Origin of the sequence: Adhaeribacter rhizoryzae (assembly GCF_008629685.1) — a bacterium.
Lineage (GTDB): Bacteria > Bacteroidota > Bacteroidia > Cytophagales > Hymenobacteraceae > Adhaeribacter > Adhaeribacter rhizoryzae.
This window is the reverse complement of sequence record NZ_VWSF01000006.1, coordinates 192709-207009: the sequence shown is the minus strand read 5'-3', so window position 1 is coordinate 207009 and position 14301 is coordinate 192709. Positions and strand designations below refer to the sequence as shown.

The 14301-nt window shown below is 43.8% G+C and carries 5 protein-coding genes; 1 reads left to right on the top strand and 4 read right to left on the bottom strand.

Annotation, left to right across the window (positions count from 1 at the left end; all coding sequences use genetic code 11):
• Positions 1-481 precede the first annotated feature (481 nt).
• A complete protein-coding gene (locus F0145_RS10580) occupies positions 482-6643 on the top strand; it encodes a T9SS type A sorting domain-containing protein (protein ID WP_150088371.1) in 6162 nt (2053 codons plus the stop codon).
• 133 nt (positions 6644-6776) lie between these two features.
• On the opposite strand, the gene F0145_RS10575 is transcribed toward F0145_RS10580, so the two are convergent.
• The 4 genes from F0145_RS10575 to F0145_RS10560 form a co-directional block, all read right to left on the bottom strand.
• The gene (locus tag F0145_RS10575; RefSeq protein ID WP_150088370.1) at positions 6777-7745 is read right to left on the bottom strand and encodes a metallophosphoesterase; all 969 of its coding nucleotides are present in this window, start codon (positions 7743-7745) and stop codon (positions 6777-6779) included.
• A 123-nt stretch (positions 7746-7868) separates the two neighbouring features.
• On the bottom strand, positions 7869-9470 hold the full coding sequence (locus tag F0145_RS10570) for a RagB/SusD family nutrient uptake outer membrane protein (protein ID WP_150088369.1): 1602 nt from the start codon (positions 9468-9470) through the stop codon (positions 7869-7871).
• A gap of 30 nt (positions 9471-9500) precedes the next feature.
• Positions 9501-12953: a TonB-dependent receptor gene (locus F0145_RS10565; protein WP_223815964.1), complete on the bottom strand. Its 3453-nt coding sequence runs from the start codon at positions 12951-12953 to the stop codon at positions 9501-9503.
• A 164-nt stretch (positions 12954-13117) separates the two neighbouring features.
• Entirely contained in the window at positions 13118-14209 is a 1092-nt protein-coding gene (locus tag F0145_RS10560; RefSeq protein WP_150088368.1) for a FecR family protein, read from the bottom strand.
• Between the last annotated feature and the right edge of the window lie 92 nt (positions 14210-14301).

Genomic DNA, 14301 nt, shown 5'->3' with positions numbered 1-14301 from the left:
AAAAGGCCGCTTTTGGCCAATTTGTTGTAAATATTGTCTGATTTTTACTAACGCTCCCTCTAACTAAAATCTAATTTTACCTAATAAAGTTTACAAATTTTAATCTTTACCAAAGCAGCATAAAACCAGGATAAATACTGCTTAATATTAATTATACTGGTTTGTTTAAACTTGTTCTTAAAAGCAAGCAGTTGCTAAAAGCTACAGAAATAAGGCGGAGAACAAAGCTATTCGCATATTTCAGAGCCAGATAAAGTACTGCAGTATTGCCGCCACGCTTATACCAAAACCAGGTTTAGGGCTTACCTCTAAAACTTAGTTAAACAATTATTTACAAATATTCCGGCATAGCACGCACGCTCCTGTTATTACTCTACTGAAGCTTTTTGTATTTATAATCAATTTCCCTTTTCCAGCAAATATTCTACCATTCCGTTCACCCTTTATTTTTCAATAATTCAATCAACTTAAATTTAAAATTATGATGCGACATTTACCCGATAAGCAGAAAAAGATTAATTATTTAAGGCTTTTTCCGGCAGAAAAGAAGTTTAAATTATTTCTTTTCTATTCCCTGACCATACTGCTATTTACAAGTTCTTTTTTTGCTAATGCGCAGCGGGTGTACCCTGATTTGCTCACTACTATAAATAGTAAAGGCTCGGATTACTACCTTACCTATACCTGGGAAGGATTGGATGTAGTAAATTGCGGTAGTGAAAAGGAGCCAGTTCTTGAGATTTGGTATAAACCAAATAATTCAAATCCAGATATTTATTTTGTTGACAGAGGCGACACCAAGCTGCAAAATAACGACTCAAAAAAAATAGCTGTAGGGCCAGGTCAAAATGGTTATGGGAGTATAAGGTATCAGGAAGGCTACCCTTCGGGCGGCTGTTTAACCTGGGTTTGGAGCGGTTTTCCCAGGGCTATGAACGAAGAAGAACATAATGCGCCGGGTTATAGTGTGGAAGGAGCCGCCTCTACGGTTGCTATCAAAAACCCAACCAACGTAACGGCATCCAATCAAGCGGGGTTTGATTACATAGAACTAAAATGGAGTAAGGGTACTGATATTCCGGATTCAAATTCAGTTTACCGGATCTACCGGGATGGAATCCTGATTGATACGGCCAACGGGGATCAGCGGTCCTGGAAAGACGCTTCCGTAAACCCGGGCGCGACTCATAGCTACTCCTTACGTACTTATTCAACCAAGTGGGGAGTTCACGAATCCGCGGGCGTTGTGGTAACAGGGGCCTCCAAATCCATGAACCTTACAGCTTCAGACGGAGACTTTACCAACCGGGTACGTATGGAATGGGTCAATATTTCTTCCTTTGCCGACAATATCCGGATTGAGCGCAGCGTACCTAATTCATCGGCTTTTGAAGAGGTAGAAATTTTAAACAAAAACGCCACCTTTTACAACGATAACACCGCCATTCCGGGGTATGCATATACCTACCGCCTTACCCCGATTAAAGACGGCCGAACTTTTCCTTCTTACGACAATACTGGCTATATAATGCCTAATGGTAAAATAAGCGGCACGGTACAATCTAAATTCGGGGCCAACGTGGCCGGCGTAACGGTAGTAGCTACCGGTGTGGTGAACGGAACTTCAATCTCCTCCTACAATCACAATGGTACTACTATTGAGTTTAAAGCTGTAACCGATGCCGCCGGGTACTACGAGATTAAGAATATTTACTATTTCAATAATGCAGAATTTACCCTAACGCCATCCAAAGGCGATCATGAGTTCGACCCGATTACCCACAAAAGAACTTTGGATCAGAACCTGTATGTGGTAAATGGGGTGAATTTTAAAGATAATACGGTTTATACCATTGCCGGAACGGTAGCCGACCCCAACGGATGTCCAGTGGCAGGCGTAAGCATGCTCCTGGACGGAAAAGATATTGGTAACCGGACGAACATAGAAGGTAAGTACCTGATTAACGTGGAGAATGAAGGCACCTACAATGTGAAACCCGACTTTTACCATCATACTTTTAACAAAGCATCCGAAAATGTAACGATTACTACGGAATTGGTAACCGTAAATTTTACGGACACGCAAAAAGAGAAAGTACTGATAAGTTTACTTTCGGGCTGTGGCGATGCCGTAACGGCATCTTTTAAAGTAAATATCCGTTCGGTAGCCGATCCGGCGACGCCCGATACTTATTGTTATAACCAAACCATTACGGTTAACGGCAGCAGCCAGCAAATTGAATTACCCGCCCAGAAATATTCCCTGCAAATTGAAGAAACTTCTCATAACAACAGAAATATTTTAAAACAAATGGGCGCTCAGGGCCGCATTGAATTAGACCTGACCCAACCGGAAATAGTAAATAATGTAGCTGTTACGCGTAAAGCGCCTTTTGTATTTCACGAAGGCTTATCTGTAACGTTCAAAGATTTGCCCAATACCAAGTGCAACAACGACTATGTAATGGAACAGCATTTCTTGTACCCAATAAAAATTGAGGTAAGGGAAATTAATACTTACTTAAATACCAGCTGTTTGGTAAACGATGGCGAGCTGCAAATTACCGATGATGTTGGTGACAAAGGAGTTTTTAATATACCGGCAGGCAATGGCATGGTTACTTATTCGCTTAAAACCGGATTACCCAACATTGTAGCGCCGTATAGGAAAAGGTTTGAAGTAACGGCTAAAGCAGGCGCTGCGGTGCCCGTAACCGCTTCTTTTAGTGTTATTGTAACAGGGGGCAAACCGCGGTCTGGCACTTTTGTAACCCGCACGCCCGAACTCCCTCATTTAATATTGCACGACCCAATGGGCGATTTAAGTTACAGCTATCTGCAGAAAGACTCTTCTTATACTTTTATTACCCAAACGGCAGTTACTAATTCAAAAGAAACCGGTGCTTTCGTTAACCTAAAAATAGGCGGCGGGGTTAGTGGCCTCCCATTTGTGCCGGAATTTGGGGCCGGTATTAAATTTGATACCCAATTATTAAACGGGGAAACCACCATTAACGGCGATGCCTTAGCCACTACCATTACCGCTACGCAGCAACTTTCTACGGCTAATACCAATGTATTTACCGGCTCGCAAGGCGATGTATTCGTAGGCGCTTCTTACAACATTCGTTACGGGCTGATTGATATTGTAAAAGTAGAAAATTGCCAGGTAGTGCCGGATGTATCTATTTACTGGAATCCCGAATCTATTGCCACCACTTATACTTATACCGATTATCAGATTCGTTATAATATTCTTACCCAATTAAAGCGCTTAAAAGAAATAAGCGAGAAAAGAGCTACCCGTACCGGTTTGCAGTCGGCAAAAGATACGGTACAAATGTTAAACAGCTCTATTAACGTGTGGCAGCAAGTGCTCGATAATAATGATAAGCAACGAGAAGAAATCTCGCAGCAGCACTTTGTCGAAAACCGTTCGTTCAGTGCCGGCGCACCGTTTACATCAGTAATCACAAAATCTACCGAAAATACCACCACCTATGATTTCTCTACCTTTATCGATGAAGATGTTGCCATTGGCGGATTTGCCTACTTAGGGGGCTTCTTATCTGCCGATTTGGGTGCCCTAATCAATTTTAAATGGTCGAGCCAGACTACCACCAATACCAGTATTGCCAAAAGCACCACCATTGGTTATCATTTGGATGATGATGATATTGGTGATTTTTTTAGCGTGGATATATACAATGACCCGCGCTACAATACTCCGCTGTTTAAGCTAAATGCCGGTACCAGTAGTTGCCCCAACGAGCCCGGTACCCAAACCCGCGATAAACCCCAGATAGACCTTAACCGCTATACCGTTAGCAATGTGCCCGCTAACGAGCCCGCCGTATTTGTAGCAAATATTGCCAACGTAAACGAAAGTGAGGAAGGCCGGGAATATGCCGTGCGGGTAGTGCCGGCTACCAATATGGATGGTGCCATTATCCGGATGGGAGGCCAGATTATTAATACGACCCCGGTTGTGTTCTTCCTGCAGCCCGGACCATCTATTCCCATAACCATTACGGTAGAAAGAGGGCCATACGCTTTCAACTACAAAGACATACAACTAATGATGTACCCCGAATGCGAATATGCCATCTTCCAGAACGGGGGCTCTTTTGTGAATACCGATACAGTTTCTATCTCCGTTAATTTCCAGAGCCAGTGCAGTACCGTACAAATTAGTAAACCCGGCGACAACTGGCTGATTAACCAGGGCAGTGCCAATAAGATGACGGTTACGCTTACGGGTTATGATGTAAATAATCCTACTTTTACTTCGGTTGGTTTACAGTACCGGGCCGAAGGTAAAACCTGGGAAACAGCAACCACCATTCCGAAGGCGCAACTTATCGATCAGTTTAAAGATTACATCTGGGATGTATCGGATTTAGCAAAGTTTGCGGATGGTAAGTACGAGATAAGGGCGTTTGCAACGTGCGAAACCTTAGGTCAGACAACTTACTCGGAAGTGCTAAAAGGAAATATTGATCGAGCCTCGGTGGCGCCCTTCGGTACCCCGTCTCCCGCCGATAACTTTTTAAGGCAAGGGCAAAATATTAGTGTAACCTTCGATAAAACAATTAATTGTTCGCAGAATTTTAGTTCTAAAGTAGCTCTGATCCGAAATGATACCGGTGCTACGCTGGATATTAAAGTACAGTGTTCCGGCAATACCTTAATTATTAAAACCAATCCCGAAACAGCTATTAACGATATTTCTCTGGCTGGCGTAGAACTGACGGCAACGGTAAGTGGTGTTGAAGACAATGCCGGCAATATTCAGAAATATCCAACAGTTTGGTCGTTTAAAGTAAATGTAAAACCCGTTTTCTGGGACCCCGAAACCCTGGCGGCTGCAGTTACTATTGGCGCTGGTATTAAGTTAAAAGCTGAGCTTAAAAATACCGCAGAAGTTAGCAAAGCTTTCAAATTAAGCAGTTACCCCGCTTGGCTTACTCCTTCTGCGCAAAAAGGTGTAATACAACCTTACGGCGTCTTCCCACTGGAATTTGCTATTAGTGATGAATTAAAGCCAGGTATTTACGAAGGTATAATTAATGCCGAAATAGATGGCTTTATGGAAGCCTTACCGGTTAAATTAGAACTAATGGCCATACCAGTAGCCTGGCGTGTGAATCCAGCCGCTTACAGTTACTCCATGAATATGGTGGTACAGTATACCTTGAGTAATCCGCCTGCCAACACGCCTACTTCTACAGATAAGCGCGATGTTATTGCCGCCTTTGTGAATGGTGTGCCCCGGGGGGTAGCCAAAATTCGGGAAATAGATAACATGCCGGGCAAATATGCAGCCTTCCTTACTGTTTACAGTAACGAAGCCGGCGCCGGCAAAGAAACTATTACTTTCCGGATGTGGAATGCTTTAACCGGTGTGGAATACGGCGCTTTGGAAAAACCAGCTTTTGTGGCTGATGGTATAACCGGAAATGCCAATGCGCCTTACATCCTGCATTCAGAAGGTACTTTCCAGGTAATTCCGCTGCAAAAAGGCTGGAACTGGGTATCCTTTAATGTGTCTACCCCAGATATGAGCCGCGAAAAAGTATTTAGCAGTTTACTGGCCTCCGGCAATAACATAACTATAAAAAACCAGACTAGTTTTACCGACTTTTCGCCACAATCTGGCTGGAGCGGTACCTTGAAGACGGTTAATTTAACCAGTGGCTATATGGTATATTTATCAGATAAACCCGATACGCTACGCCTGGTTGGTACTACGCCAACAACCTTTACCCCTGTTTCGTTAACCGGCGGCTGGAACTGGATTGGCTATCCAAAAATTATGAACGCTGCTATTAAAACAGCCTTGGGTAATACGTTTGTGCCTAAGAATGATGATTTCTTAAAAAGCTTTACCTCTTTTGCTACTTACGCCACATCGGTGAATGCCTGGCTCGGCGATTTAAAAACAATGGACCCCGGCCAGAGCTACAAGCTAAAAATTTCGGCACCGGCCAGCTTAACATATCGCCGCAAAGCCACCGATGGTTCTAACTTTGAAGTGAATGAGCACCAGTACGAATACACCATGACCCTGACGGGTATGCTGAACCTCAACGGCATGCCTGTCGCAAATGACCAGTATTCGGTAGGTGCTTACATTAAAGGAGTGTGCCGTGGGTTTACGCAAGCCGAATATATGCCTAACCTCAAAGCCAACCGTATTTACCTAACCATCTACGGCGAACCCGCTGATGCCGGGGAAATAATTGAGTTTAGAATATTCAATAGCAACACCGGTGAACAAATAATAGCCGAAAACAAAGGGGTAGCTTTCGTGACCGATAAAATTGTTGGGGCTATGGTAAACCCCTACTTACTCAATTTTAGCAACCAGTACTTAGAAAACGGCTATGCTCTAGCTCAGAATAAGCCTAATCCGTTCTCGGCTACCACCACTATTGAATTTACCATTCCGGAAGAAGCACCCGTAGAACTGACACTTTATGACAACTTAGGCAAGCAAGTCAGGCTGCTGATGAAGGAGCATAAGCCGGCCGGCAACCACACTTATATATTAAATGCCAGCAGTTTGGCCAGTGGCATATATAGTTACCAGTTAAAAGTTGGTAGTTATGTAAAAACCCGTAAGTTGGTAATTGTTCGCTAATAATTTTAACCTAATAAATAAAAAGCCTGCAAATATTTTATTTGCAGGCTTTTTATTTACTTGAAGAAGTTAATCTAATGAGAACAGAAGAATAAACCTTCTTTAAATTAATTACTAAACTCCTTTTGCAGCGTTATCTTTTGCCTAAAAAATCTACATCGGTAAAGGTGAATTTAGAAGCATCGTTTTTCTCAGTTTTGTAGTACGGCGAATACATCTTGCCCGAAATGGTTTTGGCTTTGCGGTCTATTTCGAGCAACCGGATGTAACCTCCACCCGAATCTATGGATTGATAATTCTGCAATATCTGGTAAATATTATTGCCGTGTTCGCCTTTGTCTACGCGGGTAGCCGAAGTTACCACGTGCCCGCTTAAAACCATCCGGACGTTTTTATGCTTTTTAATCATCTTGTCGTAAATGGCTTGCGTGGTTAAGTCGCCGTAGCCGGCATTGGTTTGGTTAATTTCTCCTTTAGAGGTGAGGTGGAAATGGGTTAAAATAATAACGTTGTGCTTGGGGTTGGCCGCAATTACTTTATTGGCCCAATCTACCGGGCCCTGGCGGGCGCAGAATTCTAAGGTTAATACCAGCCATTTTAATTTGCCGGCTTTAAAGGTATAATACGCATTATCGCTTTTGTTTTCTTCGTACCGCCCCTTTTGCATAGTAAACCTACTAACCGGAAAGTACGTGTTGAATTTGGTGGTTTTGCGCAAATTCTGGTTCACATTACCCGGCGCTGCGCTACCGCTATTTTCACCTACGGCTTCGGTGTCGTGGTTGCCAACGGCCAAGGCATAGCCTAGGCGCGCACTATCTAATATTTTAAAGGCTTTGCTGGCCGTTTCGTAATGCGTAATATTATCATAATCAACAACATCGCCTACGTGCAGCACCATGGGCATTTTTAACGAATCTTTTTTTTGTACCAACCAATTTAGCTGGCTATGCAGCATATCGGGCCTGGCTCTTACTTCTATCTGGGTGTCGGGGAGCACGGGCAATACAAATTTCTGGGCCGTAGCAACTTGGGTACCAGCAAAAAAAGATACCACCGGCAAGATTAAGCCGGCGGTTATTTTTTTTCTAAATATCTTCATTTCTATTTTAAAGGATTGTATAAGTAAAATATTCAATTTTTAGCAGCAGCAGGGGCCTAAGCGGCTCGCCTTAATATTGTCTAAATATTAGCCTGGAATATTCTGGCCCAACTGCCGGTAATCCTACCATCCCGAATTTTGCTTTAAAGCCGGATTCAGACCTAATTCATTAACCGGAATAGGCCACAAATAATCTCTTTTGGGATCGAAGCGCCGGAAGGATGCATTATGCGCGATGATAAACCCTTCTTCGTTCACCACCACGGGGGTTTGTACGCCAAATTCGGCACTGAAAAAATAATTTCCCAGCACTGTTTTGGGCAATTCAATTTCGGCGGTTTTCCAACGGATTAAATCCCAGTACCGCATATTTTCTAAAGCCAGTTCCACCCGGCGCTCCCGCCGGATTTCCTCCCGCATATCTAAGCCATTATCCTGCACAAAAGCGTTCGTTAATTTGGCTACTTTGGCCCGGTTACGCAATAAATTAAGCGTTAAATCCAGGTTTTCATCCGAAATATTTTCGTTTAATTCAAACTGGGCTTCGGCGTTTATTAACAAGACTTCGGCATACCGGATAAGCACCAAATCCAGCAAAGCCTGGCGGGTGGTAAAATCGGTGGCGTTGAAATATTTCTTCGGCCCAAAGCCGGTTTTATGATAATTTAAAGGGGTGTTAAAGGTAGCACCGGTATTGTAGGGCTCGCCTTGCCTAAATACCGAAGCCGCTAATCGTTCATCCCGGTCGGTAAAAACTTCGACGGAAGTAGTGGGCTTTTTGTACAGCGGCGATTTGGTAATAGGCAAACCATCTTTCATTAAGTAGCTATCTACGAGGCTCTTGGTAGGGTTAGCGCCACCGGTATACAGGTTTTCGGAGAAATTATGGTTCAGCACTAAATTAGAAGGCGCGGTACCATATTGTTTTACCAGAATATTCTCTTTGTTCTGAAAGCCTTCGCCGGCGTATTGAAAAAGGCTGGCGTAGTTGGGGTACAAGCTATGTTGCTTGCTGTCCATTACTTCTTTAGAAGCACTAACAGCAATGGTCAGGTGTTTTACCGGGTCGCCATCGTTGTGAAATTTAGCACGGGTGCCTTCGAAAAGCGCAATTCTGGCTTTTAAGGCTAACGCTGCCGTTTTAGAAACCCGGCCGTAACCGGCTCCACCTAAACTACTAAAACTCTGCAAATTAGTTGTGGCATAGTCAAGGTCTTCATAAATCTGATCCATAATTGCTTGCCGGGGCGCGGCCCCTTCGCTTAGCTCCGGTGAATCTTCTTGCAGGGTTTTAAGAATAAGCGGCACGCTACCATATTTCTGCACTAACTGCACATAAGCAAAAGCCCGAAAAAATCTGGCTTCGGCCAGGTACCGGTTTTTAATATCGTCGGTTACCGGCGCGGGCGGTATTTTCTCTAAAATATTATTAGCAGCCCTAATTAATTGGTAAGGCGTAGTATAATCCGTAGCAGTGGCCGGCGCTAAACGGGTACCATCGCTAATAGGGTCGGGCGAAACACCAAAAGCGTTATCAGACCAGACTTCGTCGCGGGTAAAACCCGGCAGAAAGGTGTATAAATAATTTGTGGCGGCTTTTATATCGTTCTCAGATTTCCAGAAAGAAAGGTCACTGATCTGGGTTTCGGGGATGCGTTCTACCTCGCAACCCAAAAAGCAAAAAGATAAAATAAGGAGCGGTATTTTAAATATGGTAGTTTTCATGTTTATGCTTATAAAAGATGAACAGACTTTTTAGAAAGTAATATTTATACCCAAAGCGCCCGTGGCGAAGAAGGGGTAATCGGCGGCTACGCCATCGCGCTGTTCGGGGTCGAAGTAGCCCTGAAACTTGCCTAAACCAGAAAAGGTAAGCAAATCCTGACCGGTGAAATAAATCCGGGCCCGCGCTATTTTAACTTTACTAATCAAAAGCTGGGGCAACGTATAGCCCAATTGAACATTTTTTAACCGGATATAGCTACCATCCAGTATCCATTTATCAGAAGTGAGGAAATTATGGGTGGCATTAATAAACGGCCGGGGGAACAGGGCATCCGGGTTCTCAGGCGTCCAGTAATCGCGGTGAATGGCTAAAGCCTGGTAAAAAGTGGCAATATTGCCATCGAGGGCTTGGCGGGTGGGCAGGAAATTACGTTTACCCACGCCCTGGAAGAAAGCGGTAAAATCGAAGTTTTTCCATTGGGTATTCAGGTTTGCCCCAAATAAATACCGGGGCTGCGTGGTACCCTGGTAAACCAGATCGCCGTGGTCTTCTACACTGCCCGAACCAACGGTTATCCGTTTATCGCCGTTTAAATCCAGATATTTAACATCGCCGGCCGCGGTACGGCTATCCTGGAAAGCCCAGGTTTTCACTTCGTCGTTCGTGGCAAAATAACCATCGGTTTTGTAGCCCCAAATAGAGTTAATGGGGTAGCCTTCCAGGGTTCCGACTGTACCAGCCGAAATAACCCGGCGTCCGGAAAAATTAATTAGTTCGTTCTGGTTATCAGACACGTTTAAAGCCACGGAAAACAGTAGATTTTCGCCGATTTTATCGCGGTATCTCAGTTCTGTTTCCCAACCCCACGATTTTAGTTCGCCATTATTAATGCGGGGAGTACCGGTGCCAAAGGTAGCCGGCAACTGAACGGCCGTCAGCATGTTCCGATTATATTTGATATAATAATCGAAACTGGCCTGAATTTTATTCTGAAAAAATCCCAGGTCGATGCCGGCATTGCTGGTTTCGATGGTTTCCCAGGAAAGATTCGCAGAAGGCACTACGGTTTGGGCAAAATAAGTGGTTTTAACTTCCGGCGAACCCAGTACCAAATTAGCGTTCCGGCTCATCAGCGCTAAATAATCGTAAAGACCAATGCCGGAAGCCGCGCCTAAAGTACCCCAGGAACCTCTAAATTTTAACTCCGAAATAACTGGTAAGGAAAACCAGGATTCGCGGTGCAAGTTCCAGCCGGCAGAAAGCGAAGGGAAAGTTTTTGTTCTTAAACCAGGAGCCAGCCGGGAGCTTTCATCTACCCGCAGGGTTCCTTCAAATAAATATTTATCGGCGAAGCTATAATTAAAACGCCCGAAATAAGATTGAAAAGCATAGGTATTAATGCGCTGGTTGTTGGTTTTGGTGGTTTCGTCGCCTAAGCCCAGGGCCGGCAAATCGTTACTGACCATAGCCGTAACACCCGTGGAGAGTTCTTCGAACCGGCTATCTTCCCATTGGTAACCGCCCAAGATATGAAACTTGTGCTTTGTACCCAGTTCGTAATTATAATCTACCAAAAACTGCAGGTTGTTGTTTTGGGTTAGGTCCTGGGTAACATTGTAAGAGTTGGAAGGGTTAATAATATCGCCGGGAGCGGTGCGGTACCACCTTTGTACGGTGCGCCGGAACAGATCGCGATCGCCGCGCCGGTACTGCACCCCATAAATACCTCTTATTTCTAAGCCCTTAACTACATCGGCTACTCTGGCGGTAAAAACACCATCAAAAAAATTGCGGTTGTAATTGTTGTAGCCACCGGCATCCATAATGGCGTAAGCAGTAGCTCCAGACGTGGTATTGTACCGGCCATCTGGCGTTAGCAAAGGATTAATGCTGGAATACCGGTAAATATTATACAATAAAAGTCCGTTGCCGTTGGTACCGGTGGAAGGCGCTTCCTGTTTTTGCAAGGTATACGTTAACCGGGTATCGAGGGAAAGGTGTTTGGTAAGCTGGGTTCCGAGGTTTAACCGGGCGTTATAGCGCTCGTTTTTATCCGGCCCCACTTTAAACACGCCCTGCTTATCGTAAAAACCCATCGAAACCAAGAAGTTGAGTTTTTCGGTACCGCCCCGGGCCGAAATATTGTGGGTTTGCATCATGGAATATTTCCGCAACATTTGATCAACAATGCTTTTACTGCCAAAATATTGGTACCGGGTGGTATCGTTCGGATTAATCCGGTATTCCATGGTGCCTTCTTTTAATATCTGAATGGTTTCGGCGCTATGGGCCGCGGCAGCACCGGAATTTAATCGGGCGAGGTTGTTATTTTCCAGTTCTTCCCACGTAGACATTCTTTCGGGCACATTTAAAGCCCAATCGGCACCCACAATGGATGAATATTCAAATATGGTTTTACCGGCAGCTCCTTTTTTAGAAGTAACCAGAATAACGCCACCCGCGGCTTGCGCACCGTAAATAGCGGCCGCCGCCGCATCTTTTAATACCGTAATACTGGCAATATCATTGGGGTTTAGGGTTTGCAACGTTACGCCGGGGCTCGACACGCCATCGACAACTAACAGTGGTTCTACGTTGCCGTTGGCAGAGGTAGCCCCCCGAATTTGCATGCCAATGCCTTCCTCGCCGGGTTGGCCGGTGGCGCGGGTTATAGCCAAACCCGGCGATAATCCTTGCAAAGCCATAGCAACGCTAGATACCGGCCGGCTTTCAATTTCTTTACTATTAATGGTAGAAACTGCACCAGTCAGGTTTTCTTTCTTTTGGGTACCGTAGCCCACCACCACTACTTCTTCCAGGCTTTTGGCATCTACCTGTAGCGTTACATTTACGGTAGTTTGTCCGGCCGAAACAGCCACCTCGCGGGTAATAAAACCAATGTAAGAGAATATGAGTGTACCCGTTGCTTGCGGCATGGTTAAAGCATAAGCACCGTTCGGGCCCGTGGTAGTACCACTGTTAGAACCTTTCAGCACCACGGTTACGCCCGGCAGCGGCTCCCCTTTTTCGTCGCTTACCCTGCCGGTTATAGGCGAATCCTGCGGGGTTGCGGTATTAAGTACTTCGGAATTAACAGCTTCAGAAGTAGTTGGTGTAACCAATTTCCGGCGCAGCGAAATCTGGCCATTTACCACTTCATAGGTAATATTTAGTGGCTTCAATAAATCATCTAATACTTTTCTTAAATGCTTGTTATTGGTTTTAATAGATACCAGTTTATCGCTGTTTATAAACTCCCGGCTGTAAACAAATTTAACCGCCGTTTGCTTTTCTATTTGAGTTAAAACTGTGCTTAAACTGGTATTAGAAATATTCAGGCTAACCGATTTGTTTAAGATAGCCTGTGCTTTTATATCGCTGGCCTGTACGAGGCTGGCAAATAAAACAATTGCTAATAATTGCGTAAGGGTTACCTTCATGATTTTACCAATATCCGGATAGGAATTCAGGTTAATGTTCATACATTTGTGTGTTTTGTTTTCGTGAAAAAATAAGACAGTAGAAATCTGGCCTAGCGTTTATATAGCGCTAAGAAGCTGGTTTTGTAAGAATAGGCGTGGTCGCAACACGCCTATTCTTTTTTCAGAAAATATGGAAGCGTATTTATTTATCCATGCTTTTTTATTTAAGGTAAAGGTTTATTTAAAGGGCAGCCGGCACCGGTAATAATTATTTCATCTTTGTATAAGCTATATTCGGCTTCAATAGAACTACAAATTACTTCCAGTATTTCGGGTAAATTCTGGTCTGTAAAATCGCCGTAGATAGAGCAATTATTTAAATCTTCGTTGGAAAGCTTAATATTGGCATTAAACCGCGCATTAAGCATTTGAATGGCTTGCCCGATAGCGGTATTTTCAAAGGAAAGTGAAGCTTTAGAAAACACTGTTTTAAGCTCATGGGCGGCCACTTTATTTTTAACCAAATTATGCGTACTTTTTACAAAAGTTGCTTTTTGATTAGGCACTAAAACTACGGCCTTAGTTGCATCTTCCGCATTTTCTGCTGCGTTTGATTTGGCATCTAAGCTTTCCGTTTTAAACACCGAAACTTTGCCCGTAACTACCTGAACCTCTACGTTAGGGTCCTTTTCATAGGCTTTAATATTAAAACTTGTACCTAACACGCGGGTAATTACACCATTCGTTTTAATTTCAAAAGGCCGGTTTGTATCTTTAGCCACTTCAAAAAAAGCTTCACCGGTTAAAGTTACCGCTCTGCTTATCTGGCCAAAGTTATCGGCTACTGCCAAACTGCTGTTTTCCTGTAACCATATCTTGCTGCCATCTGGCAGCATTATTTTTTTTATCTGCTTTTGATTATTGTTAAAAACGGTTGCTGCTGTAACGGTGCTACTAAATTTTTGCTCCGCCCAATATTTATAGCCAATAAATGCCAGACCGCAGGTTAACACCAATACAGCCGCTATTTTATAAGCATAAAAAGCAGCTTTGTTTAACTTATTTGTACTTGGGAGCTTCAATACTTTTGCTTCTGGCGTAGCAACCTGGTTAAACCCGGCTTCCTGAATATTTCTTTTTATCTGGCTTAACAGATTACTTTTTAGTCTTTCCTGCTCGTTATCCGGTAAATCGCTGATAAAATCTTCTGCCTGCTCAAAGCTGGCAAACCATTCATCCACAGTTCTTTTTTCCGTTTCGGAGCAGTTGCCCGCTAAATATTTTTTTATAAGTTCGCTCGAAATATCTTTTCTCATCCCCAAAATTAAAGGCCGCGCGTGGGCACGTCTATTAGTAAGTCAGGTAAGTCGCGCTTACCCCCTATGCTGTTTTATAAAATTTTAAAATA